This window comes from Catenulispora acidiphila DSM 44928 (assembly GCF_000024025.1).
Classification (GTDB): domain Bacteria; phylum Actinomycetota; class Actinomycetes; order Streptomycetales; family Catenulisporaceae; genus Catenulispora; species Catenulispora acidiphila.
This window is the reverse complement of record NC_013131.1, coordinates 7029499-7053663: the sequence shown is the minus strand read 5'-3', so window position 1 is coordinate 7053663 and position 24165 is coordinate 7029499. Positions and strand designations below refer to the sequence as shown.

The following is a 24165-nucleotide window of genomic DNA, read 5'->3' as shown; positions in this document are numbered from 1 at the left end:
GTCGGCGACGGGCTCGGCGATCAAACGGATCGGTTGGCAGATTCGCCGGGGCGAGGTGCGGCTTGTTGATGGCGGGCAGTCCGGTGCGGGTGGAGTGATCAAGCAGGTTGGTTGGCAGGTTCGGCGGGGCTAGTTCTGGCCAGGGCGTGGTGGCGAGGTGCGGCTGACCGGTGGCGGGGCTGGCCGGTGTGGGCGAGGTGATCAGGCGGATTGGTTCGCAGTTCGCGGGGCGGGGTGGGCGTTGGGTGTGGCGTCGTGGCGGGCGGGTGTGGGGGCGTCGCTAGATTGGCGGGATGCGATCTTCGGCGCGGGTGGTGGGGTTGGCGGTGGGGTTTGTGGCTGATTGGTGCTTTGGGGATCCGGGGCGGGGGCATCCGGTGGCGGGGTTTGGGCGGGTGGCTTCGGGGGTGCGGGGGGTTTTGTATGCGGATTCGCGGGGTGCGGGGGTGGCTTATGCCGGGGTGCTTGTTGCGGGGGCGGGGGTGGTGGGGGTTGCGGCTGAGTGGGTCGGGCGGGGGCGGCCGGTGGTTGGTGCTGCTTTGACTGCTGCGGCTACGTGGACTGTGCTGGGTGGGACTTCGTTGCGGCGTGAGGCTTCTGCTATCGGGGAGTCGTTGGGTGGCGGTGATCTTGCGGCGGCGAGGGAGCGGTTGCCGCATCTGTGTGGGCGGGATCCGCGGGGGTTGGATGCCGATCAGATTGCGCGGGCGGTGGTGGAGTCGGTGGCTGAGAACACCTCTGATGCCGTGGTGGCGCCGTTGTTCTGGGGTGCGGTGGCGGGGATTCCGGGGCTGCTGGCGTATCGGGCGTCCAACACGCTGGATGCGATGGTCGGCTACCGCAATGCCAAGTACCGGAACTTCGGGTGGGCCTCGGCGCGCCTCGATGATGTCCTCAACTGGGTTCCCGCACGCTTCACCGGTGTCGTCACCGTAGCTGCGGCGCCGGTTGTCGGCGGCAGCCCGGTGCGGGCGCTCAGGGTTCTGCGACGTGATGGCGCCCGGCATCCAAGTCCGAATGCGGGACGCTGCGAAGCCTCCGCCGCCGGTGCCCTGGGCGTGCGCCTCGGCGGTACCAACACCTATGGCGACGCCGTCGAGCATCGTCCTGTCATGGGGACCGGTCGTGCGCCGCGCGTGGCGGACATTCGTCGGGCCGCGGTGTTGTCGGCGACGGTCGGGCTCGCCTCGGCGGTCGCGGCCGCACGCTTGGCGGGAGCCCTCGCGCGATCACGGTAGGGAGGAGAGCGGTAGACCTCCGCCGTCCATCTGGCACACTGTGCACCAAGACGACAGTCCCAGGAAGCCCGTGCGAATCGGGCGCTGTCCCGCAACTGTGAGCGACCTTCGGGCCGCGAGCCAGGAACTGCCTGCCGTCCGCACCCCATCAGCCCGAGGCGGAGCGCGGACTCCGCGAGAGGAAGTGCCGTCGCATGCCCGCGCGCGTTCTGTTGCTGTCCACGGCCGACACCGAGCTCCTCGCCGCCCACGCGTGCGGCGCCCCCTACCGCACCGCGAATCCCGCGCGTCTCGACGCCGCCGCGCTCGCGCCCCTGGTGGCCGATGCCGACGTCGCCGTCGTGCGCCTGCTCGGCGGGCATCGGCCGTGGCGCTGGCTCGTCGAGGCGATCACCGCCAGCGGCCTGCCGGCTGTCGTGCTCGGCGGCGAGGCCGTGCCGGACGCCGAACTCATGGCGCTCTCGACGGTCCCCGGCGGCGTGGTCGCCGAAGCCCTCAACTACCTCACCGCCGGCGGTCCGGCGAACCTGGAGCAGCTGGCGAACTTCCTCACCGACACCGTCCTCGGCGGCGGCGAGGGTTTCGATGCGCCGCAAGCGATGCCCGAGTTCGGCGTCCACGGCGGCCGCGAGCAGCGCGAGGACCGCCCTACCGTCGGCATCGTCTTCTACCGGGCGCATGAGCTCTCGGGTAACACAGCGTTCGTAGACACCCTCGCTGACGCCCTCGAAACCCGCGGCGCCAACGCGCTTCCCGTCTACTGCGGCTCCCTGCGCGGGCTGTCGGACACGGCCGGCGCCGGGCTCGTCGACCTCCTGCGCCGCTGCGACACGCTCGTCGTGACCGTTCTGGCCGGCGGCGGCGCCAACGCCGCGGACGCCAGCGCCGGCGGCGACGAGGACGCCTGGGACGTCGGCGCGCTCGCCGCCCTGGACGTCCCAGTTATCCAAGGACTCTGTCTCACCTCCTCGCGCGAGGCATGGCAGGACTCTGACGCGGCCCTCACCCCGATGGACGCCGCGATGCAGGTCGCGATCCCGGAGTTCGACGGGCGCCTGATCGCTGTTCCCTTCTCCTTCAAGGAAAACGGCGAAGCGGGCATCCCGGTCTACACCGCCGATGACGAACGCGCCGCGCGCCTGGCAGGCATCGCCCACCGCCATGCCGCCCTGCGCAGCATCCCCAACCAGGACAAGAAGCTCGCGCTCGTCCTGTCCTCCTACCCGACCAAGCACTCGCGCGTCGGCAACGCCGTCGGGCTCGACACGCCGGCCAGCGCCGTCCGCCTGCTCACCGCGCTGCGCGAAGCCGGCTACACCGTCGGCGACTTCCCCGAGGACGGCGACCAGCTCATCCACCGCCTCATCGCGGCCGGCGGCCACGACGTCGAATGGCTCACCGAGGAGCAGCTGTCCGCAGCGCCGGCGCGCGTTCCGCTCAGTGAGTACGAGTCCTGGTTCGCCAAGCTCCCAGACGACCTGCGCGAGGGCATCCGGCAGCACTGGGGCGAGCCGCCCGGGTCGCTGTATGTGGACGGCGAGGACATCGTCCTGGCCTCGCTGCAGTTCGCGAACATCCTGCTGATGATCCAGCCGCCGCGCGGCTTCGGCGAGAACCCCATCGCCATCTACCACGACCCCGACCTGCCGCCGAGCCACCATTACCTGGCCGCCTACCGATGGCTGGAGCACAGCTTCGGCGCGGACGCCGTCGTGCACCTCGGCAAGCACGGCACGCTGGAATGGCTGCCCGGCAAGGGATTGGGCTTGTCAGAGTCCTGCGCCCCGGACGCCGTCCTCGGCGAGCTGCCGCTGGTCTATCCCTTCATCGTCAACGACCCCGGCGAGGGTACGCAGGCCAAGCGGCGCGGGCACGCCACCGTCGTGGACCACCTGATGCCGCCGATGGCGCGCGCCGACACCTACGGCGACCTGGCGAAGCTGGAGCAGCTGCTCGACGAGTACGCGACCGTGCAGGCGCTGGACCCGGACAAGACGCCGGCGGTGCGGGCGCAGATCTGGACCCTGATCCGCGCCGCGCAGCTGCACCACGACCTCGCCGCGATCCTGCACGGGGACGTCGAGCACCCGCCCGCCGACGCCGACTTCGACGACTTCGTGCTGCACCTGGACGGGTACCTGTGCGAGATCAAGGACGTGCAGATCCGCGACGGGCTGCACATCCTCGGGCGCGCGCCGGAGGGTGAGGAGCTGGTCGCCGACGTGCTGGCGATCCTGCGCGCCAAGCAGGTCTTCGGCGGCGTGAACGGGGCGGTCACCGGGCTGCGGCAGGCGCTGGCGGAGTACGTCGGGCTCGACGAGCAGGTGCTGCTGGCCGAGCCGGGGGCGGCGGTGAAGGTGCCGGAGCTGCTCGCGGAGCTGGCCGGGGACGTCCCGGCGCGGTCGGCGTCGGATGCCGTGGACATGCTGGAGACGCTGGCCCGGCGGCTGGTGGACGCGCTGGCCGCGGCGGGCTGGGATCCGGCGGCGGTACCAGAGGTCTGCGATGCGGTGCTCAGCGGTGTGGCTACGGCTGCGGCTCGCAAGGTGGAACCGCAGGCAGCCGAAGGCATCGTCGCCGTCCTGCGCTTCGCCGCCACCGAACTCGTCCCGCGCCTGGCGCGCACCACCGACGAGATCACCAACGTTCTGCGCGCCCTCGACGGCCGCTACATCCCCGCCGGTCCCTCCGGGGCGCCGACGCGCGGGCTTGTCAGTGTCCTGCCGACTGGTCGCAACTTCTACTCGGTCGACCCGAAGGCCATCCCCTCGCGCAACGCCTGGGACGTCGGGCAGGCGCTCGCCGAGTCGCTGATCGCGCGCCACCTCGCCGACACCGGCGAGTATCCGCGCTCGGTCGGTCTCACCGTCTGGGGCACCTCGGCGATGCGTACGCAGGGCGACGACATCGCCGAGATCCTGCATCTGCTGGGCTGCCGTCCGGTGTGGGACGAGGCCTCGCGCCGGGTCACCGGCTTCGAGGTGGTGCCGGCCGCGGAGCTGGGACGTCCGCGCATCGATGTGACCGTCCGCATCTCAGGGTTCTTCCGTGACGCGTTCCCGCACGTCATCGCGCTCATCGACGACGCCGTCCAGGCTGTCGCAGACCTCGACGAAGGCGCCGAGGACAACTTCGTGCGCGCGCACGCCGCCACCGACACCGCCGCGCACGGCGACCGCCGCCGCGCCACCACCCGCATCTTCGGCTCCAAGCCCGGTGCGTACGGCGCCGGTCTGCTGCCGCTGATCGACGCCCGCGACTGGCGCACCGACGCCGACCTCGCCGAGGTCTACGCCGTCTGGGGCGGCTACGCCTACGGCCGCGGGCTGGACGGCCGCGAGGCGCGCGGGGACATGGAGAACTCCTTCCGGCGCATCCAGGTCGCGGCGAAGAACCAGGACAACCGCGAGCACGACATCGTCGACTCCGACGACTACTTCCAGTACCACGGCGGCATGGTCGCGATGGTGCGCTCGCTGACCGGGACCTCCCCGGCGGCCTACGTCGGCGACTCGGCGGTGCCGGAGGCTGTCAGGACTCGAACACTGGCCGAGGAGACGCACCGCGTCTTCCGGGCCCGCGTGGTCAACCCGCGCTGGGTGGCGGCGATGCAGCGCCACGGCTACAAGGGCGCCTTCGAGCTGGCCGCGACCGTCGACTACCTGTTCGGCTACGACGCCACCGCCGGGGTCGTGGACGACTGGATGTACGAGCAGCTGGCGCAGACCTACGTCTTCGACGAGACGAACCGCGCGTTCATGGAGCGCTCGAACCCGTGGGCGCTGCGCGGGATCTCCGAGCGGCTGCTGGAGGCCGCCGAGCGCGGGCTGTGGGCCGAGCCGGAGGCGGAGACGCTGGACGGGCTGCGCCAGGTGTTCCTGGAGCTGGAGGGGGAGCTCGAAGGGGAGTGACACCCTCGTTCCCGCCGTACAGCCACATAAATGACGGGAAGATCCAGCGCGCCCTTGCTAGGCTCCGTGACCATGTGTTGCACCGCGATGATCATTCGCACCCGCCTCTGACGGCGGGTAGCTGATCCCCTGATCCGCCAGTCCCGCCGCATCCGAGTCCCTGCCGGTGCGGTCGTTCAGTGCTGCCCGGCTTCGATCGCGAGCGAGCCGCGGAGCACCACATGCAGCGCCACAAGACTTCCCCTTACGTGTCCGAATTCCCTGGCGGGCGCCAGGAACTCGGGCAGAACTTCCTTGCCGATCCGGCGCTGATCGCCGAAATCCAGCGGCTGGTCCGCGAGCAGACGCAGGGTCCGATCATCGAACTCGGCGCCGGCGACGGCGCGCTGACCGGACCGCTCTCCCGGCTGAATCGGCCGGTCACGGCATTGGAGATCGATCCGCGTCGGGTGCGGCGGCTTCAGGAGCGGTTCGGCGGTCGGGCGGATGTGGTGCGTGCCGACGTGCTGCGCTACCGGTTTCCGGCCGCGGAGCACACGATCGTCGGCAATATCCCGTTCCACCTGACGACCGCGATCATTAGGAAGCTGCTATCCGAGCGCGGATGGAGCAGCGCCGTGCTGATCGTGCAGTGGGAGGTGGCGCGGCGGCGGGCCGGGGTCGGCGGTGCCAGCATGCTGACAGCCTCGTGGTGGCCCTGGTACGACTTCGGTCTGGTCCGCCGGATCCCGGCGTCCGCGTTCCGGCCGGTGCCGTCGGTGGACGCCGGGCTGCTCACGATGTGGCGCCGTCCCGTGCCGCTGGTCGAGGAGCGAAGCGGGTATCAGACCTTTGTGAAGCAAGTCTTCCAGGCGCCGGGGCGCGGGGTGGAGGAGATGATCGCGCGCACGGGTCGGGTGCGGCGTGCCGAGTTGCGGGAGTGGGTCCGCTGGAGCCGGATTCCGGTCCGGGCTCTGCCCAAGGACTTGGCGGCCGAGGACTGGGCCCGGTTGTGGGAGTTGGTGCGCGACTGAGGGTTCAGGCGGCGGACTGGATCGACTCCAGCAGCTTGGCGGCGCGCACGCTGTCGCCGTAGTCGCGGGATTCGGCGATCAGGCCGTCGACGACCCGGATCACGTTGACATAGGGCATCTCGAACCCCTCGCCGGTGGGCAGGAGCGTGCCGACGACCGTGAACTCCACGACCGTCACCTGCGGGTCGGTGGTCTCGTGGAGGGTGACGTCCTTGACCTGCGAGTACTGCAGGAACTGCGCGAAGGGCTTCGTCCGGGCGCGCAGGGCGGCGTTGCCGCGGGTCTCGCGGTATGCGCTGTGCTCCTCGGCGATGAACGGGTTCGTGATGACGACGTCTTCGGCGTACAGGTCGGCGAGCTCGTCGCGGCTGCCCTCGACGACGGTGCGCAGGAGCAGTTCGACGGTTTCGCGGCTGGTGCGGACGTGCTCGGACATGCGGGTCTCCTGGTGGCGAAGGCGGGTGGAAGTAAGTGGGGCGAGCGCCCCGTTTGGCTCGTCCCGAACGATACGGGGCGGGCGCCCCGGTTGTCGAGGGGGACTACGCTGGCGCTGTGAACGGGTCCGCGAAAGCCGATACGGGGGCAGGTAGAGTCGCCGGGCAGAGCGCGCCGGCCGTCGTGTCGCCGGCCGCCGTTGTGCCGCCGAGCGCCATCGCGCCGCCGGTGGTCGCCCTACCGCCGAGCGCCGCCGAACGACCACTGCGCGCCGACGCGCGCCGCAACCGTCAGCGGGTGTTGGAGGCGGCCGCGCAGGCGTTCGCCGCCGACGGTCCGGCGGTCCCGCTGGACGAGATCGCGCGCCGCGCCGGGGTCGGCGCGGGCACCGTCTACCGGCACTTCCCGACCAAGGAAGAGCTGCTGGCGGCCGTGCTCATCGCCCGAATGGAGACGATGCTGGCCGAGGTGCGCGGCGCGCTGGCGAAACCGGATCCGGGCCCGGCGTTCTACGCCTCCTTCGTGGCCATGACCCTCGACGCGCGGGACAAGACGGACCTCGCCGAGGCGTTGACCAGCCACGGGATCGACGTCCGGGCGGCGACCGGTGAGATCGCCGGGGCGCTGAAGGCCGCGCTGGCCGATCTGCTGCGGCGGGCGCAGGACGCCGGCGCGGTGCGTGCCGATGTGGGCGTCGAGGATCTGCACGCCCTGGTGATCGGCGCCATCGCCGCCGCGCGCTCAGCGCCGTTGGCGGACGTGCCGCGGGTGGCGGGGTTGGTGGCCGACGGATTGCGGCCGCGTCCGAGCCGCTGAGCAGTGACCAACTCCTGATCAACCCTTGGCTCGCGCCGGTGGGGCGCCTAGGGTAATGGCTGGCAGGAGGGTGCGATGATGACGGTTTCCCAGGGATTCACCACACGTCCGGAGCTGAGCGGCACGTTCGGCATGGTGTCGAGCACGCACTGGCTCGCCGCGTCGGCGGGTATGGCGGTGCTGGAGCGCGGCGGCAACGCCTTCGATGCCGCGGTGGCTGCGGGATTTGTCCTGCATGTCGTGGAGCCGCATCAGAACGGCGCCGGCGGTGACCTGCCGGTCATTTTCGCGCGCGGGGACGACAAGCGGCCGACGGTGTTGTGCGGGCAGGGTGTGGCGCCGGCCGGGGCGAGCGTGCGGCACTTCCGGGACCTGGGCTTGGAGCTCGTGCCGGGTTCGGGGTTGCTGGCGGCGGCTGTGCCGGGGGCGGTTCCGGCGTGGCTGACGTTGCTGCGGGACCACGGGACGATGGAACTCGCCGATGTGCTCGCCTACGCCATCGGGTATGCGCGGGACGGTTATCCGGTCACGCCGGCGCTATCGCAGTGCATTGCGGATATCGAGCCGATGTTCCGTGAGCACTGGGCGCCTTCTGCTGAGGTCTACCTTCCTGGTGGGGAGGTTCCTGTTGCGGGGTCTGTGTTTCGCAATCCGACGCTTGCTGCGACGTATCAGCGGTTGGCTGAGGCTTCCGGATCCACGCGATCTACGCGTTCGACGCGCGAGGCGCGGATCGATGCCGCGTTGGACGCCTGGCGGCAGGGGTTCGTCGCCGAGGCGGTCGACGCGTTCGCGCGTACTGCGTGGCGGGATTCCTCCGGCTCGGATCATGCCGGAGTGATTACGGGTGCTGATATGGCGGCATGGCAGCCCTCTTATGAGGAGCCGGTGCGCTATGACTTCGGCGGCTACACGTTCTGCAAGACCGGTTCGTGGGGACAGGGCCCGGTTCTGTTGCAGCAGTTGGCTTTGTTGCAGGGCCAGGAGCTTGAGCCGGGGACCGTGGACTACGTCCATCGCGTGGTCGAGGGCGCCAAGCTCGCCTTCGCCGACCGGGAGGCTTGGTACGGGGACGGCTTCGACACGCCGCTCGGGGCGTTGCTCTCGCCGGAGTACAACGCCGAGCGGCGGGCGTTGATCGGCGAGGTCGCTTCGCTGGAGTTGCGTCCGGGGTCGCCGGCTGGACGTGCGCCGCTGATGCCGGAGCGTCCCGGGCTCCCGATTCCCGCCGATGCCTCCACCGGCGAGCCGGTCGCGTCGGGGGCGGGGCGGGGTGAGGCGCGCGGCGACACGGTGCACGTGGACGTGGTCGACCGGTGGGGGAACATGGTCGCGGCGATGCCCAGCGGCGGCTGGCTGCACTCCTCGCCGGTGATTCCCGCGCTCGGGTTCTGTCTGGGGACACGGATGCAGATGACGTGGCTGCAGGACGGGCTTGCCAGCACCCTGACACCGGGGCTCCGGCCGCGCACGACGCTCTCGCCGACGTTGGCGCTGCGGGGCGGGGAGCCGGTGCTGGCGTTCGGGTCGCCGGGCGGCGACCAGCAGGACCAGTGGCAGTTGCTGTTCGTGCTGAACCACGTGCTCGGCGGGATGAACCTGCAGGCGGCGATCGACGCGCCGACGTTCCACACCTCGCACTTCCCGGAGTCGTTCTACCCGCGGCCGGCTTATCCGGGGCGGGTCGTCGCCGAGGCGCGGCTCGGTGCCGCGGTGGTGGACGGGCTGCGGCGCCGGGGGCACGAGGTCGTGGTGTCGGGGGACTGGTCGCTGGGGCGGATGTGCGTGGTCGGGCGGGATCCGGAGCGGGGGTTGGTGCGCGGGGCGGCCAATCCTCGGGGGATGCAGGGGTACGCGGTGGGGCGGTAGGGCTGTGGGGAGGTAGGGCTGGCGGCTTGGCTACGCGGTCGGGCGCCAGCCGGGCGTCCGGCCGAGGTAGAGCAGGATCTTGTCGAGCGTCGAGGCGTCCTCGGGAATCTCCAACGCGGAGACGAAGGCCGAGCCGTCCGCGGTCCGGTTGTCGCCGTTCGGCACGGCGAGCGTGATGCGCAGCGCGTCCTGCTCCAACTCCGGCCGCAGCTCGAAGTCGATGCCGATCGTGACGGCCACATCCCAGGCGTGCACGACGTAATCGATGAAGTGGAACCCGATGCCCAACCGCGCCGGGAACCGCGGCGGATCGACACTGAACTCCGGCAACTCGAAGACGGCGCCCTCCAAATCATCGCCGAGCTCCGCATAGGCCGCGAGCACATCCTCCGACGCCGCAAGATACTGCTGCACGGCATCCGCCCCCGCACTCACGAACTCCCAGTGCCTCATCTCAGCGCCATCACCCCGAGCCGCCGCCGCGAACCCCCGATGCTGCACCGCCATGTGCCCCAGCAGATCCGCCAGCGTCCACCCCTCACACGGCGTAGGCCGCCCCAAGTCCGTGACCTGCACCTGCCTGACAACATCCATACTGTCGCGCACCGCACGAGCGTTCAGGTCCCTGATATCGGTCATGCTCCGATGATCCGCCGCCATGGCAACGCTGGTCCACTTGAATAGGCGAAGCGGGTGTGAGCTGGCGCTTAGGATGCGGAGGGTGACGGATGGGGCGGGGCATATAGCGGTCCGACGGATCTGACGAGGCTGCGAGTCCGGTAGATCGTGCGTTGGCGGTGCGGACGGCTCCCGCGGTTGGAGCGGCGGCAGGGATCTGGGCAAGCACGACCGACGACACCCAGGTGGCGGTGTTGGTCGCGGGCCCGGTGCTGGAGCACGGTGGACTGACCTGGCTGACATCTCCGACCGATTCCGCCGCTAAGCGGCCGGCGACTCCAAGGACATCGGTCTGCAGACCGAATCGATCCTGATCAGTGGCGATCCCTGGGGCAGCGCAGCCGATCTGTACTTCTGGAACTCCAGGCACGCCGCCGGTAGCCGATCACTGATGTCGCCACGACGCCTGCGGTAGCGCATGCCGTACCTTCCCACGCCGCACCGCAGCCCTGACCCACGGCGACCGCGCGGCGTGGGGCGGTGGACTGAGGGGCTGCATGTTCCTGTGCCCGGGTGGGGTGAGCGGGTGGTGCGGTGGGGGGAGCTGGTGGCTGTGGCCGAGCGGCTGGTGGGGGGTGTGAGCGCATAGGATTTGGGCCATGAACCAGTTCGCCGCTTCCGGTCCTGTGGAGTTCGATGGTGCTGTTGTCACCGTTGTGGGGGCGCGGGTGGTGGGGTTGTCGGCTTCGGCGGCTTTGCTGGCGCGGGGGGCGCGGGTGACGTTGATCGACCGGTATGACGATGCGGCGACGGCTGGTCGGGCGGCGGGGGCTGCCGCGCAGGGGGCGGTGGTGCGGCTGGGGGATGATGCGACGCTGCCGGAGGGGACCGAGCTGCTGGTGGTGACGCCGGGGTTGCCGCCTTCGGCGCCGATTGTGGCTGCTGCTCGGGCTGCCGGGGTGCCGATTTGGGGGGATGCGGAGCTGGCGTGGCGGTTGCGGGCTCCGTTGGCCGATGGGAGTTACGCGCCGTGGCTGGTGGTGACCGGGACCAATGGCAAGAGCACGACGGTGCGGATGGCCGAGGCGATGCTCAAGCAGGCGGGCAAGGGGGTCGCGGCGTGCGGGAACATCGGGTATCCGGTTCTTGACGCGGTGCTGCGGGGGCAGGCCGGCGGGGAGGCCGGGGAGCCGTTCGAGGTGCTGGTCATCGAGCTGTCCAGCTACCAGCTGTACTGGAGCTCGACGCTGAGCCCGCTGGCCTCGGCGGTGCTCAACATCGCGCCGGACCACATCGACTGGCACGGCTCCTACGCCGACTACGTTGCCGCCAAGGGCCGCGCCTATGAGAACTGCCAGGTCGCCGCCGTGTACAACGCCGCCGATCTGGAGACGGTGCGCCTGGTGGAGGAGGCGGACGTCGTCGAGGGCTGCCGCGCCATCGGCTTCACGCTCGGCGCGCCCGGACTGTCGATGCTCGGCGTGGTGGACGGCATCCTGGCCGACCGCGCCTTCATCGCCGACCGCCGCACCAACGCCGCGGAGCTCGGCACCGTCTACGACGTCGAGCCGAACGCCCCGCACAACATCGCCAACGCCCTGGCCGCCGCCGCCTTGGTCCGCGCTTACGGCGTGGAGCCCGCGGCGGTGCGCGACGGGCTGCGCGAGTTCCGGCCCGAACCGCACCGCATCGCCTGGGTGGCGACGATCGACGGCGTGGACTTCGTCGACGACTCCAAGGCCACCAACCCGCACGCCGCCTCGGCCTCGATCGGCGCCTACGACCACGTGGTCTGGCTCGCCGGCGGCCTGGCCAAGGGCGCCGACTTCGACGACCTCGTGGAGCGGCACGCCAAGCGCCTGCGCGGCGCGGTCCTGTTCGGCGCCGAACGCCACCTGGTCGCCGAGGCACTGCGCCGCCGCGCACCGGAGGTCCCGGTGGTGGACCTCGGCGGACCGGGACCGGAGCAGGCCGCCGAGGTGATCGCCGAGGCGATCGCGGCGGCGCGGACGATGGCGGTGTCCGGGGACACGGTGCTGCTGGCGCCGGCGTGCGCGTCGATGGACATGTTCACCTCGTACGGACAGCGCGGCGATGTGTTCGCCGAGGCTGTGAAGGCTGCGAAGGCAGAGGCGACGGACTAACGCAACGGACTAACGCGACGGACTAACGCAACGGACAAAGGCGACTGCTCCGCCGCTTCCCTCAAGGCGGCGAGCCCAAATTCCGTACCAAAGCCGCGACCAGAGTTACATCCCCGGATTCTGCTTGTCCCGAAAGGCCCGCGCGAACGCCGCACCGGTCGGCGTCACGTCCGGATCGTCGGCGATCACCGCGTAGAGCGCGGTCGCGGCGATGACGTCGCCGACCGAGGCGTACAACCCCGCCTTGTTCAGCAGCAGCGTGGTGCGGGTCTCCGGGTCCGGATCACCGGCCAGTCCGTTGTCCAAGGCGATCAGGCGGTCCTGCGGGTCCTCCAGCAGCAGCGAGAGTTCCTTCCACGCCGGCGGGAAGCCTGGGAAGCGCTGGGTGATGCTCCGCAGGATCCGCATCTTCTCCGCGCGGTCCTCCAGCCACTCCAGTTGTACGAACGCCCGCGAGAACCCCGGCGCCAGCTGTCCGGCGTGCTCCCGCTTCAGCATGTCCAGCGTCGTGCGGCAGGTGAAGAAGCCGCTGGGGGACAGGTTGGCCACCCGCTCGTACAGGTTCTGCGCGGCGCGCGTGTCGCCGCGCATCAGGTGCGTGAACGCCGCGTCGTAGGGCGGGTAGGGCCAGTCCGGGGCGAGTGCCGCCGCCCGGCCGAGCAGTGCCAGAGCCCGGTCGTAGTCGCCGCGGGAGCCGGCGGAGCGCCCTTCGGCGTGCAGGCGGTGGGCCTCCGGCGGGATTTCGTACGTCATGAGCACTCAAGGTAGGCCGCTCGTCTGTTCGACGGTAGCCCTCTGATATCCCAGGACGGGTTCAGCTCCCCGAGCCGCGCGCGAAGACGCCCGGCGTGATGCCGTACGCGCGCTTGAACCAGCGCGCCAGATGCGCCTGGTCGGCGAAGCCGGTGGCCGCCGCGACGTCGGCCGGCGCGCTGCCGGCGGCCAGCAACGAGCGCGCGTGGCGCAGCCGGAGCTGGCGCTCGTAGTCGCTGGGGGACATGCCGAACTCGGCGGAGAAGGCGCGGTAGAGCGCGAACCTGCTGCACCCGGCGGCTTCGGCGATCACTTCCACCGGCAGCGGCTCCGGATACGCCTCGCGCATCAGAGTCCTGGCACGGTGTGCCGCCTCTCGCTGCGCGCCGTCATTCAGAGTCCTGATACGCGGCGGACGAGTAGCGCCGCGAAGGTGTGCGCCGAGGATCACCGCGCGCAAACGCTCGTCACGCGCCAGCGGACTGGCGTCGGCAGCCAGCGCGGCGTGCAGGCCGGCGATGGCGTCGGCGAGCCGGCGATCGCCGAGGACCGGTCGGGTGAACAACGGCAGGGGAACGGCGGAGCCGGCGAAAGCGGAGGCGGAGGAAGCAGCGACCTCCAGCGGATCGGCATGGTCGGTCAGATCCGCGGCGTCGGCCAGCACCGCACGCACGATCTGCGGCGAGACGTGCACGATGCGGTAGTGGTAGCCGAGGTCGGCGGCGGCGCGGCCGTCGTGCGGATCGTCGGGGTTCAGCACCATCACCATGCCGGCGGCGCTGGTGTGCAGGCCTCCGCGGCAGTGGAACTGCTGCGCGCCGGCGTCGGTGACGCCGAAGGAGTAGGCGTCGTGCGAGTGCGGGGCGTACACGTGGTCGCGGAAGCGCGCGTGCATGGCTTCCAGGCCGCGGGAGTCGTCGCGCCAGTACTCGGCCCAGCCTCGGGTGCCTGCCATACCTCCATTGTGGCCCGGGTCTGCGCGTTCGCGGCCGCACGAGCGTTCAAGACCGGATGGTGGGACGCCCGCCAGGCTCGGGGCATGTCAGCACAGCAGCGCAGTCCGTACCTCCTCCTCGCGGTGACCATGTTGTTGTGGGGCGGCGCGTTCTCCAGCTCGGAGACGGTGGTCGACCACGTCCCGCACACCGTCGCCGCCACCCTGCGCTTCGGCGGCGGCGCGATCGCGCTGCTGATCGCGAGGGCGTTGACCGGACGGCGCGGGGTGCCGCGACCCAAGGTCGGGATGCGGGCTTCGGTGCGCGCGTGCCTGGCCGGGGTGCTGGGAGTCTTCGCCTACAACGGTTTCTTCTTCTGGGGACTCTCGCTCGCGCCCTCGTTGGACGGCGGGATCCTGATCCCGGTCATGAGTCCGGTGTTGACCACCTCGTTCCTGCTGATCAGCGGACGCGAGAAGGCCTCGCGCCGTCGCCTGATCGGTCTCGCGCTCGGCCTCGGCGGCGCCGCGGCGTACCTGATCGGGGCGAACAGCGCCGGCGGCGGGTCGCACCGCCTGCTCGGGGACCTGCTGTACGTGCTCAGCGCGGTCTGCTGGGCGGCGTTCACCCTCGCCGCTCCGAAGGTGCTGGCCGGCATCGAGCCGCTGACCGCGATGGCGTACGCGACCTGCACCGGCGCCGTCCTGCTGGCGCTGGTCGCCGCGCCGGACATGGGGAGCGTGCAGTGGGGCGCGCTGCCCTCAGAGGTCTGGCTCAACGTCGCCTACCTGGCGATCGGCGCCACGGCGGTCGCGAACGTCCTGTACTACCGCGGGGTCGCCGCGGTCGGACCGGCCAGCGCGTCGCTGATGATGTTCCTCGTGCCGGCGGTGAACACGGCGTGCGCCACGCTGTTCCTCGGCGAGTCGTTCACTCCGGTGCAGGCCGGCGGCGCGGTGGTGCTGCTGGTCGGTGCGGCGCTCGCGGGGCGGGCGCGGATCAGCGTGCGGTCGTGGCGCTCGTGGCGCTCGTGGCGGCATCCAGCGGCGCGCGTTCGGCCGGCACTTCGGCGGAGGCGCCAGACGACAGCGGGCTGAGCCGGCGCAGTTCCAGCACAGCGACGGCGACGATGAACGCGACTCCGCAGAGCACGTAGGCGTTGCCGAGCAGGATCTGGAACGGATCCCACGCCTCTTCCCGCCCCTGCGAGCGCGGCGCGTAGTTGATCAGTCCCGTCGGGACCAGCGGCTGCTTGGGGTTCGACCCGCCGTCGGCGCCGACGCGCATCGGCCAGGCGAGGGCGGCGATCGTGCCCACCGCTGCCCAGACCTGCGTCCGCAGCTGTCCGGTGCGGATCGCGGCATAGGCGGCCAGCACGACCAGCGGCTCGAACCAGACCCAGTGGCAGGTCCAGGAGATCGGCGAGATCTCCAGTGCGACGACGCCGACCACGCACGCGCCGAGCAGTTCGGCGCCGCGGTGGGCGGCCAGGGCGGCGGCGGCGAGGCCGACGACCACGATCAGCGCGCTGGCCAGCAGCCACGGGTACTTCGCCGCGCTGTCGTTGTTGTCCAGCAGCCGCAGGAACATGCCCTGGAAGGACTGGTTGGCGGCGTAGTCCCGACCGAAGGGGGTGACGCCGATCGCGTGGAACCAGAACTCGCGCGAGGCCTTCGGCAGGATCAGCCACACCGCGCCGCTGACCGCCGCGAAGCTGCCCGTCGCGACGACCGCCGCCCGGATCCGCCGCGTGATGAGCAGGTAGACGATGAACAGCCCCGGTGTCAGCTTGATCGCCGTGGCCAGCCCGATCCCGATGCCCTTGGTCCATCTGCGGTCGGCCTGCGCCAGGTCCCAGATGACCAGCGCCATCACGACCATGTTGACCTGGCCGAGGTTGAGGTTGGAGTGCACCGGCTCGAGCCAGATGCCGACGGCGGCCACCGCGCCGGTCGCGCCGAGCCGCCCGAAGCCGGCGCGGTAGCCGAGCATGCCCCACGCCGACCAGGCGACCGTGACCAGGCAGCCGATGCTGACCGCCGCCGTCAGCACCCTGATCTGGTCGAAGTCGATCCAGGTCAGGTGCTCGAACACCAAAGCGGTGAGCGGCGGGTACAGATAGGGCAGACCGCCCAGACCGAAACCGCTGGAGTACAGGTTCGCCTGGCCGTGCGGCAGCGATCTGCCGGCCTCGTAGTAGACGTCGAGGTCGATCGTCAGCCACAGGTCCTGCGGATGGTGCGAGACGACCACGATCCGCAGCCAGACCGAGCACAGGAAGGCCACGACGCCGACGACGGCGAGGGTCCGCCCCCGGGCCATGCGCAGGTGCTGGGAGGCGATGCCGAGGTAGGGAGCGCGCTCGCCGCGGCGGATGGTGCTGTACGCGGCGGAGCCCAGGCCGGCGAGGGAACGGACGGTGGCCGGTGGCTGCGGCATGCGGAACGAACCCCCCGGGTGGCTACAGGCGTGACGACGCGGTGCCCGACGGCTGGCGCGGGCGACAGGTGCCCACTGTAGACGTTGCCGATCCGCGCCAGCGACCGGTCATGAGGGTCTTTGCCTGAAGCTGGACGGTTGGCGCGGGAGGTCCCGATCGTTCGGCGGCGACCATTTCGAGCGAGTGGCGGCGACCGACTTGATCGCTCGGCGACGACCAAGCTCATCGCCCGGCGAAAGCGTGTTCGGCGGCCCGACACCACGCCGCCCTGAAGCTGACCCCCCGTCCGGCGCGCGCTGGCTACCCTAAGGACCATGAGTGAACAGGCCGCGGGCTCGCAGGCGTCGCCGTTGAAGAACGCCGTGCGTGCGCTGCGGGCCCGTCGCGCGGTCCTGAAATCCCTGTTCGACCTCGAACTCACGTCGTATTACCTGCTGGTCGGGGCGGTGCTGCTGCTGCTCGGGATCGGGCTGCTGGAGGTGTTCTCGGCCTCGAGTGTCAACAACCTGGTCAACGGCCGGCCGATGCTGTCCTCGATCCAGAACCAGGCGATCTCCGCGGTGCTGGGACTGGCGCTGATGTGGGGCGCTTCGCGGCTGCCTCCGCGCGCGTACCGGGCGCTCGCCTATCCCGCGCTGGTCGGGACCGTGCTGGCGCTGCTGCTGGTGCTGGCGGTCGGGTCCTCGCACAACGGGAACAAGAACTGGCTGATCATCGGTCCGCTGACGGTGCAGCCGAGCGAGTTCGCGAAGCTGGCGCTGGTGTTGTGGGGCGCGGACCTGTTGGTGCGCAAGGAGAAGCTGCTCACCACCTGGGACCACCTGCTGGTGCCGCTGGTGCCCGGCGCCGTGCTGATCATCGCGCTGGTGATGATGGGCGGGGACATGGGGACCTCGATAATCATCGTCGCCATCGTCTTCTGCCTGCTGTTCACGGCCGGGGCGCCGGGGCGGCTGTTCTCGATCCTGCTGGCGTCCGCCGTGGGGCTGGCGACGCTCGCCATCTTGATGCGGCCCTCGCGCGTGCGCCGTTTCACCAACTTCCTCAGCCCGGAGAACGACCCCGGCGGCACCGGATATCAGGCCATCCATGCCTTCCAGGCGCTGGCCAGCGGCGGCTGGTTCGGGGAGGGCCTGGGAGCCAGCAAGCAGCGCTGGGGGCAGCTGCCGGAGGTGCAGACCGACATGATCTTCGCCATCATCGGCGAGGAGCTGGGGCTGATCGGCGCGCTGACCGTGCTGGCGCTGTTCCTCACGATCGCCTACGCCGGGATCCGGATGGCGCTGCGGACCAGCGATCCGTTCGTGCGGCTGGTCTCGGCGTCGGTCACGGTCTGGCTGGCCGCGCAGATGATGATCAATCTGGGGGCGGTGACCGGCGTGCTGCCGATCGCCGGCGTGCCGTTGCCCTTCGTCTCCTATGGCGGGTCCTCGCTGCTGCCCTCGTTGACGGCGGTCGGGATGCTCATGTCCTTCGCCAGACGGAGGCCGGAGCCGTTGGATCCGGCCACGGTGCGCGAGCAGGGTGTCACCGCACCGCGTCCGAGCGGAGTGCCCGCCGACCGATAGGGTGGGCCGCGTGCATGTGGTCATCGCCGGCGGCGGCAGCGCCGGGCATATCGAACCCGCCCTGAACACCGCGGACGCCCTGCGGCGCGCCGACCCCTTGATCGGCATCACGATGCTGGGCACCGAGAAGGGCCTGGACACCAAGCTGATCCCGGCCCGCGGGTACGAGCTGCGCCTGATCCCGGCGGTCCCGTTGCCGCGCAAGCCCTCGGCGGCGCTGCTGACGCTGCCCTCGCGGCTGCTCGGCACGGTCAAGGCGGCGCAGCAGGTGATCACGGACGTCGACGCGGACGTCGTCATCGGCTTCGGCGGCTATGTCGCGCTGCCGGCGTACCTGGCGGCGCGCCGGGCCAAGCGGCCGATCGTGGTGCACGAGGCCAACATCCGCCCGGGCCTGGCCAACCGGGTCGGCGCGAAGTTCACCGACCACGTCCTCACCGGCAGCCCGGCGGTCCCGATGCCCGGCGCGACCTGCGTGGGCATGCCGCTGCGCCCGGCCATCACCGGCCTGGACCGCGCGGCCGTCCGCGCCGAGGCCCGCAAGGCCTTCGGCCTGGACCCCGACCGCCCGACGCTGCTGGTCACCGGCGGCTCGCAGGGCGCGCGCCGGCTGAACGACACGATGGTCGCCTCGGTGAAGACCCTCCACGACGCGGGCATCCAGGTACTGCACTCCTACGGCGACAAGAACGCGGTCGCGATAGAGGCCGACCCCGACGGACCGCCCTACGTGGCGCGGCCGTACGTGGACCGCATGGACCTCGCCTACGCCGCCGCCGACCTGGCGATGACGCGCAGCGGCATGATGACGTGCAGCGAGCTGGCCGCGGTCGGGCTGCCCTCGGTCTACGTGCCGCTGCCCGTCGGCAACGGCGAGCAGCGCCTGAACGCCGCCCCGGTGGTCGCCGCCGGCGGCGGGCTGGTCATCGACGACGCGGCGCTGACCCCGCAGTGGTTCGCCGCGAACGTGGTGCCCCTGCTGCTCGACGCCGAGCGGCTCACCGCGATGAGCGAGGCGGCACGCCGCTTCGGCATCCGGGACGCGGACGAGAAGATCGTGGATCTGGTGTTCGCCGCGGCGGGGGTGACGCGACCGCGCGGTGTTGGCGCGGGTAGCGCTGGTAGTGCTGGTGGCGCGGCGACGGGGTCGGTGGCTCAGGCCGCTGAGACTGCCAAGGCCGCCGAAGTGACTGCTGAGCCGGCTGAAGCGACTGCCGCTGAGACCGCTAAGGCTGCTGAGCCCGCCGAAGTGATTGCCGTTGAGCCCGCTGAGGTCGCCAAGTCGGCCGCTTCCGAGCCCGCTGAGCCGGTTGAAGCGACTGCCGCTGAGCCCGCTAAGGCTGCTGAGCCTGCCGAAGCGACTGCGACTGAGCCCGCCGAGCCCGCCGAAGTCCCCGCCGCCGTGGCTGCCGAAGCCACCGCCACCGAGGACGGCGACCGATGACGCGCTTCCCGGCTCCGGCCGAAGTCGTCCCGGCTGCCGAACTCGGGCGCATCCACCTCGTCGGCATCGGCGGCGTCGGTATGGCGCCGTTGGCGCGCGCGATGCTCGGGCGTGGGCTGCCGCTCAGCGGGAGCGACATCAAGGACAGTGCGACCGTGCAGGAGCTGCGGGCGCTGGGTGCGACCATCGCCATCGGGCAGGCGCCGGAGAACCTGGACGGCGTCGACACCGTCGTGGTCTCCACCGACATCCCTGCCGGCAACATCGAGGTCGTCGAGGCCAAGGCCCGCGGTCTACGCCTGCTGCACCGGGCCTCCGCGCTGGCGTCGCTGATGCCCGGCTACCGTTCGGTCGCCATCGCCGGGACCCATGGCAAGACCACCACCAGTTCGATGGTGACTGTCGCGCTGCGGCACGCCGGGCTGGACCCGAGCTTCGTCATCGGTGGCGAGATCGGGGAGACCGGGGAGTCCGGGCACGCCGGTTCCGGTGACGTGCTGGTCGCCGAGGCCGACGAGTCCGATGGCACGTTCACGCACTATCGGCCGGACATCTCGGTCATCACCAACATCGAGCTCGACCATCCGGACCACTTCGCCGACGTGGCGCAGGTCCGGGCCGAGTTCCAGGACTTCGCCGGCCGGTTGGAGCCGGGCGGGACGCTGGTCTGCTACGCCGACGACCCCGCCGCGCGCACCATCGCCGAGCGGACCGCCGCGCGCGGTGTCCGGGTGCTGACCTACGGAGCCGGCGCGGACGTCGACATCCGCGTCACCGACGTCAGCACCGTCGGCGGCTTCCCCGTCTTCACCCTGGTGACCGCCGAGGACGCCCACGGCCCGATCACGCTGTCCATCCCGGCGCGGCACAACGCGCTCAACGCGGCCGCCGCGCTCGGTGTCGCGCTGGCGCTCGGCGTGGACGTCGAGCCGTACCTGGAAGGCGTCGCGGGCTTCAGCGGCGCGCGACGCCGGATGCAGTTCCTCGGCGAGGCTTCGGGCGTGAAGGTCTACGACGACTACGGCCACCACCCGACCGAGATCGCCTCGGTCCTGTCCGCCGCGCGCGAGCTGGCCGGGCAGGGGCGCGTCGTCGCCGCCTTCCAGCCGCACCGCTACTTCCGCACCAACACCTTCCTGCACGAGTTCGGCCCGGCGCTCGGCGGCGCCGACGTGGTCGTGGTGCTGGACGTGTACGCGCACGGCGAGAAGCCGATCCCCGGCGTCGGCGGCGACGTGATCGCCGCCGAGACCGGACTCCCGCCCGAGGCGAGCGTGTTCGAGCCCGACTTCGACCGGGTCCCGCAGCGCCTCGCCGAGCTGGCCGCGCCGGGCGACCTGGTCGTGACGGTCGGCGCCGGCGACGTGACCGAGATCGGTCCGCGGCTGCTGAAGCTGCTGGCGTAACCGCCGGAAAGATACAGAGCAAAGATACAGAACAGGGCGTCCCGTTCGCGGGGCGCCCTTTTCCGTCGTGCCCGCACGCGACAGAGAAGTATTCTCATTACTGGTTGTATCGCAACTAACCGTGGGCCTGCGCGCCGCGGTCGAAGCCGTCGGCAACCCGCTGCACGCCATGGTCAGTGAAAAGGTGTGAAAAGGCACTGGGCCGGCGCCCCGGAAGGCGCCGGCCCAGCTGTCACACACTTACCGAGATCAGCTCACCTGAAGCAGCCCACTGATATGGCCGATCAGAACGCGGACAGCCCGTTCGGCGATCCCATCCCGGTCGGGCCGTCGTAACCGGCGACCCCGGTGCACTGGTAGTCGCCGCCGCAGTCCACCCACAGACCGGTCGAGCCGCCGACCGGGTCGTTCAGCCCTGCCTTCGCCGCCGGCGCGTAGAAGGCGGAGGCGTTGTTGTACTTGCCGGGATTGCCCGCCAATGCGATCACGCCAGCGATGAACGGCGAGGAGGCGCTGGTGCCGCCGACGATGTTCCAGCCGGAGGGCAGGCCCTCGAGGTCGGGGGTGTCGGTGACGTAGATCGCCGGGCCGGTGTTCGGGTCGGCGTCGGCGGAGACGTCGGAGACCATGCGGCCGGGGCAGTTGGCGTCGGTCTGCCACGCGGGCTTGTCGACCCAGGCCGAGCAGCCGCTGCCGGCGGCGCCGCCGTCGCTGCTCCACGCCGACTCGCTCCAGCCCCGAGAGCTGGAGTCCTTGGTCAGCGACGTGCCGCCGACCGAGACGACGCTGGCGAACACGGCCGGCTCGCTCGGGATGCCGTAGCCGCTGTCGCCGGAGGAGGCGACGATCGCGGTGCCGGGGTGCGTGTAGTGCGCCGCGTCGCCGGGCGTCGCGCTGGACTCGGTGCCCCCGTAGCTGTTCGACACCTCGGTGGCGCCGAGGCGCACCGCGGTGTCGACCGACGCGCCGAGGTCGTCGCTGTCGGCGTCGTCGCCTTCCACCAGCAGGATCTTGCACTGCGGGCACGCCGCCGACACCATGTCCAGGTCGAGCGCTTCCTCCACGCCCCAGCCGATGTCGGACGGCAGCGGGCTGGCCGTGCCGCGCTGGTTCACCTTGGTGAAGCAGCCGTTGGCGGTGGTGCACGCCGGCAGGCCGTAGGTGGAGCGGTAGACCGCGAGGTCCGCCTCGGCCGTCGGGTCGTCTCCGGCGTCGACGATCGCAACCGTCTGATTCGCCCCGCCCGTGGTCGGCAGGTTGTAGGCGGCGTGCAGGTCCGCCGGACCGAAGCCGGCCGGAGCGGTGGCGGCAGCCGCAGCCTTACCAGCAGTGCCGGCGACGCGGCTGATGTGCGCGGGCTCGTGCACGTCGGTACGGATCTCCGCGTAGCACCGGTCGAAGCCGGGCTTCGCCGCGCCGCAGACGTTCTTGACGTTGCTCGGGTGGCTCTTGGCAGCGGTAGCGGCGTTCGCCGGCGCCATCGCCGCGACCATGCCGACGGCCAGCGCCGCGGCGCCCAGGACGCCGATCAGGCGGTGAGGAGTTGTTCGACTCATGATTCTGATTCCCCTCAGCCGACGGTGTAGGCGTTGGCGGTGGTCTGCGTGATCGACCCGCCGAGCGCGTCGGTGGCGGTCACCTTCAGCCAGGGCGTGCTGCCCTTGGCGCCGTTCTTCCACAGCGCGGCGTACCGGTTCTGGCCGGCCGGGACCATCGCGGCCGGGGTCCAGGTCGCGCCCTTGTCGTAGGACACGGACACGGTCGCGCCGGTGGCTTTGGCGTCCGAGCCCACACCGTTGTAGGACTGGTGGCCGACCGTCAGCAGCAGCGCCGCCGCCGGGCCGTGGCTGGTGTTGGTGTCGTCGGTGGCGAGCTGGTAGTTCAGGTTGATCACCGGCAGGATCGAGCAGGCGGAGCTGCTGCTGCCCTGCGCGGAGCAGTAGTCGCCGGCCGGCAGCGTCTGCTTCGGGTCCGCCTTCGGGGTGTAGGGCACGGTGACGTCGGTGTGCGACACCGTGGACTGCGTGATCGGGAACTGGCTCACGTCCAGGTCGAACACCATGCGGTAGGTCGCAGCCTGCTGCGCCTGGCCGGTCAGCTCGGTCCCGGAGGTGTTGTCCTGCGAGAACACCTGGGTGCCGTCGCGGTAGACGGTGAAGTGGCCGGTCGCCGGGCCGAGGAAGTTCGTGAAGGAGTCCGGGTTGCTGTCCGTGAGCGCGGTCAGACCGAGGTCTATCGTGCCCTCGTCAGAGCAGGCGTTGCAGCCGGTCGGATTCTTGAACTGCCCGACCTGCGGTGTCAGCGGGCCGTGTCCCCAGGTGCGCCACAGCTCGGTCTTGCCTTGGTAGATCGGCGCCGTCTGGCCGAACAGCAGCGCGGCCGGGAAGCCCGTCCCCGGTTCGGGCAGGGCGTTCATGAAGTTCCCGTACCACTGCTCGTCGCCGACCGGTGCCCCGGTGTAGGTGGTCAGGGTTTCCGGGACCGTGATGATGTGGCCGGCCTGGATCCCGCCGAGCGTCGGCGAGACCGGGCCCATCAGGTACTCGCCGTCGTGGCGGGGGTTGCCGGCGTCGCTGTCGACGGTGTTGTGGGTCGTGGTCAGCTTCGAGGTGTCGACCCTCTGGTTCTGGTTCGCGTCCACGTGGTCGACGGCCGGGAACATCAGGTCGTAGCGGTAGGGGTCCTTGGTCCCGGCCGGGCTCTCGCCGCCCCAGGCCAGCACGTCGTAGCTGAACGTGCCGACCTTCGCGGTGCCCGTCGGGGCCACGTAGGTGTCCCCGCTGCCGCCGACGCTCACGCCGCCGGTCAGGCCGTTGACGTCCGTGCGGACGTAGGACAGATCGAGGAAGTCGGTCACGGTGGGTTTGGGGGTGTTCGCCGTGACCTGGGCCGTCGCCGTGCGCTCGTCGGCGGTCGCGGTGGTGACGCCGCCGGCGGTGACGTCCAGGTCGAGCTGCGACACCACGTGCGTGGTCCCGATCCCGGTGGTCTGGTCGTAGGTGGAGAAGATGGTCGTCGCCGCGTAGTGCCCGGTCGGCACCGCGACCCGCTCGATGCCGCCGGCCACGGGCAACGGCACGCTCCACTTGTTCACGTCGTCGACGTTGGTCAGGAACGTCGTGGCGTCCGCGGGCGCCCCGTCCAGCCCGACGGCGTTGATCTGCAGGATGCTCAGCGGGTAGAAGGGCGTCGCCGCGGGAGCCTTGGCGGTGCTCAGCGCGGGAATCTCATACTGCGCGGGGTTCAGCTGCGCCGGGTGCGCCAGAACCGAGTCCGGGATGACGTAGGCGTGGTGCGCGTCGGGCGTGTAGCGCGTGGCCGGGACGGTTCTGCCGTCGGGCGCCTGGACCACGATGGACGCGCCCGGACCGGTTCCGGTGACCAGGACGCGGTCGCCGTTGGGCAGGGCGGTGGTCGCCGGCGCGGCCAGGGTGTGCTGGGCCGGCGCCGAGGCCGGGGCGGCGGCGGGCGGCGCGCTCGCCGCGGCGGCGCCGGCGGCGGTGGCCAGGCCCAACGCCACGGCCGTGGCCAGGGTCGGGACTCGACGGATACGTGCTAGCACAAGCAGTTCCTCC

General features: G+C 71.1%; 16 protein-coding genes, 1 pseudogene and 1 riboswitch. Of the genes and pseudogenes, 10 read left to right on the top strand and 7 right to left on the bottom strand.

What is annotated here, in order from left to right; all coding sequences use genetic code 11:
* The first annotated feature begins 293 nt into the window (after nucleotides 1-293).
* From CACI_RS30350 to erm, 3 genes are all read left to right on the top strand, one after another.
* Nucleotides 294-1238: a cobalamin biosynthesis protein gene (locus CACI_RS30350; protein ID WP_015794710.1), complete on the top strand. Its 945-nt coding sequence runs from the start codon at nucleotides 294-296 to the stop codon at nucleotides 1236-1238.
* Nucleotides 1239-1252: 14 nt separating this feature from the next.
* Nucleotides 1253-1387, top strand: a riboswitch (cobalamin riboswitch).
* A 45-nt stretch (nucleotides 1388-1432) separates the two neighbouring features.
* Entirely contained in the window at nucleotides 1433-5149 is a 3717-nt protein-coding gene (gene cobN, locus CACI_RS30345) for a cobaltochelatase subunit CobN (RefSeq protein WP_015794709.1), read from the top strand.
* Between the two features lie 248 nt (nucleotides 5150-5397).
* Entirely contained in the window at nucleotides 5398-6162 is a 765-nt protein-coding gene (erm, locus tag CACI_RS30340) for a 23S ribosomal RNA methyltransferase Erm (RefSeq protein ID WP_395994349.1), read from the top strand.
* A 4-nt stretch (nucleotides 6163-6166) separates the two neighbouring features.
* Here erm and CACI_RS30335 read toward each other — a convergent pair whose 3' ends face one another.
* Nucleotides 6167-6598 (bottom strand): nuclear transport factor 2 family protein, encoded by a 432-nt coding sequence (locus CACI_RS30335; RefSeq protein WP_015794707.1) that lies wholly within the window; start codon nucleotides 6596-6598, stop codon nucleotides 6167-6169.
* 227 nt (nucleotides 6599-6825) lie between these two features.
* Between CACI_RS30335 and CACI_RS30330 the strand changes: the two genes are divergently transcribed.
* Nucleotides 6826-7413 carry a TetR/AcrR family transcriptional regulator gene (locus tag CACI_RS30330; RefSeq protein WP_041542714.1) on the top strand — a complete coding sequence of 196 codons (588 nt, stop codon included), beginning with the start codon at nucleotides 6826-6828 and terminating at the stop codon, nucleotides 7411-7413.
* 75 nt (nucleotides 7414-7488) lie between these two features.
* Nucleotides 7489-9282, top strand: coding sequence for a gamma-glutamyltransferase family protein (locus CACI_RS30325; protein WP_015794705.1), 1794 nt, complete (start codon nucleotides 7489-7491; stop codon nucleotides 9280-9282).
* Between the two features lie 30 nt (nucleotides 9283-9312).
* Here CACI_RS30325 and CACI_RS30320 read toward each other — a convergent pair whose 3' ends face one another.
* Nucleotides 9313-9921: a TIGR03086 family metal-binding protein gene (locus CACI_RS30320; protein ID WP_015794704.1), complete on the bottom strand. Its 609-nt coding sequence runs from the start codon at nucleotides 9919-9921 to the stop codon at nucleotides 9313-9315.
* Nucleotides 9922-10559: 638 nt separating this feature from the next.
* Between CACI_RS30320 and murD the strand changes: the two genes are divergently transcribed.
* Entirely contained in the window at nucleotides 10560-12044 is a 1485-nt protein-coding gene (murD, locus tag CACI_RS30315) for a UDP-N-acetylmuramoyl-L-alanine--D-glutamate ligase (protein WP_015794703.1), read from the top strand.
* 105 nt (nucleotides 12045-12149) lie between these two features.
* Here murD and CACI_RS30310 read toward each other — a convergent pair whose 3' ends face one another.
* Nucleotides 12150-12797: a tetratricopeptide repeat protein gene (locus tag CACI_RS30310; protein ID WP_015794702.1), complete on the bottom strand. Its 648-nt coding sequence runs from the start codon at nucleotides 12795-12797 to the stop codon at nucleotides 12150-12152.
* 61 nt (nucleotides 12798-12858) lie between these two features.
* A complete protein-coding gene (locus CACI_RS30305) occupies nucleotides 12859-13752 on the bottom strand; it encodes an AraC family transcriptional regulator (protein WP_015794701.1) in 894 nt (297 codons plus the stop codon).
* A gap of 84 nt (nucleotides 13753-13836) precedes the next feature.
* On the opposite strand from CACI_RS30305, the gene CACI_RS48315 reads away from it, so the two are divergent.
* Nucleotides 13837-14829: a DMT family transporter gene (locus tag CACI_RS48315; protein WP_015794700.1), complete on the top strand. Its 993-nt coding sequence runs from the start codon at nucleotides 13837-13839 to the stop codon at nucleotides 14827-14829.
* On the opposite strand, the gene CACI_RS30295 is transcribed toward CACI_RS48315, so the two are convergent.
* Entirely contained in the window at nucleotides 14732-16171 is a 1440-nt protein-coding gene (locus CACI_RS30295) for a glycosyltransferase 87 family protein (RefSeq protein ID WP_015794699.1), read from the bottom strand. The genes CACI_RS48315 and CACI_RS30295 overlap by 98 nt on opposite strands.
* A gap of 315 nt (nucleotides 16172-16486) precedes the next feature.
* Here CACI_RS30295 and ftsW point away from each other — a divergent pair, with 315 nt between their 5' ends.
* The 3 genes and pseudogenes from ftsW to murC all read left to right on the top strand — a co-directional run bounded on the left by ftsW (nucleotide 16487) and on the right by murC (nucleotide 20590).
* Complete coding sequence (ftsW, locus tag CACI_RS30290; RefSeq protein ID WP_015794698.1) at nucleotides 16487-17740, top strand: putative lipid II flippase FtsW; 1254 nt, start codon at nucleotides 16487-16489, stop codon at nucleotides 17738-17740.
* A gap of 10 nt (nucleotides 17741-17750) precedes the next feature.
* Nucleotides 17751-18833, top strand: a pseudogene (gene murG / locus CACI_RS30285) (undecaprenyldiphospho-muramoylpentapeptide beta-N-acetylglucosaminyltransferase); the annotation flags it as partial.
* Nucleotides 18834-19180: 347 nt separating this feature from the next.
* Nucleotides 19181-20590: a UDP-N-acetylmuramate--L-alanine ligase gene (murC, locus tag CACI_RS30280; RefSeq protein WP_015794696.1), complete on the top strand. Its 1410-nt coding sequence runs from the start codon at nucleotides 19181-19183 to the stop codon at nucleotides 20588-20590.
* 284 nt (nucleotides 20591-20874) lie between these two features.
* On the opposite strand, the gene CACI_RS30275 is transcribed toward murC, so the two are convergent.
* Together CACI_RS30275 and CACI_RS30270 are read right to left on the bottom strand one after the other, a co-directional pair.
* Nucleotides 20875-22146: a S53 family peptidase gene (locus CACI_RS30275; RefSeq protein ID WP_015794695.1), complete on the bottom strand. Its 1272-nt coding sequence runs from the start codon at nucleotides 22144-22146 to the stop codon at nucleotides 20875-20877.
* 14 nt (nucleotides 22147-22160) lie between these two features.
* Complete coding sequence (locus tag CACI_RS30270) at nucleotides 22161-24152, bottom strand: hypothetical protein (RefSeq protein ID WP_015794694.1); 1992 nt, start codon at nucleotides 24150-24152, stop codon at nucleotides 22161-22163.
* Nucleotides 24153-24165 lie beyond the last annotated feature (13 nt).

Coding starts and splice junctions, on each gene's coding strand:
- CACI_RS30350 (WP_015794710.1), top strand. CDS start 294: ATGCGATCTTCGGCGCGGGTGGTGGGGTTGGCGGTGGGGTTTGTGGCT.
- cobN (WP_015794709.1), top strand. CDS start 1,433: ATGCCCGCGCGCGTTCTGTTGCTGTCCACGGCCGACACCGAGCTCCTC.
- CACI_RS30335 (WP_015794707.1), bottom strand. CDS start 6,598: ATGTCCGAGCACGTCCGCACCAGCCGCGAAACCGTCGAACTGCTCCTG.
- CACI_RS30325 (WP_015794705.1), top strand. CDS start 7,489: ATGATGACGGTTTCCCAGGGATTCACCACACGTCCGGAGCTGAGCGGC.
- CACI_RS30320 (WP_015794704.1), bottom strand. CDS start 9,921: ATGACCGATATCAGGGACCTGAACGCTCGTGCGGTGCGCGACAGTATG.
- murD (WP_015794703.1), top strand. CDS start 10,560: ATGAACCAGTTCGCCGCTTCCGGTCCTGTGGAGTTCGATGGTGCTGTT.
- CACI_RS30310 (WP_015794702.1), bottom strand. CDS start 12,797: ATGACGTACGAAATCCCGCCGGAGGCCCACCGCCTGCACGCCGAAGGG.
- CACI_RS30305 (WP_015794701.1), bottom strand. CDS start 13,752: ATGGCAGGCACCCGAGGCTGGGCCGAGTACTGGCGCGACGACTCCCGC.
- CACI_RS48315 (WP_015794700.1), top strand. CDS start 13,837: ATGTCAGCACAGCAGCGCAGTCCGTACCTCCTCCTCGCGGTGACCATG.
- CACI_RS30295 (WP_015794699.1), bottom strand. CDS start 16,171: ATGCCGCAGCCACCGGCCACCGTCCGTTCCCTCGCCGGCCTGGGCTCC.
- ftsW (WP_015794698.1), top strand. CDS start 16,487: ATGAGTGAACAGGCCGCGGGCTCGCAGGCGTCGCCGTTGAAGAACGCC.
- murC (WP_015794696.1), top strand. CDS start 19,181: ATGACGCGCTTCCCGGCTCCGGCCGAAGTCGTCCCGGCTGCCGAACTC.
- CACI_RS30275 (WP_015794695.1), bottom strand. CDS start 22,146: ATGAGTCGAACAACTCCTCACCGCCTGATCGGCGTCCTGGGCGCCGCG.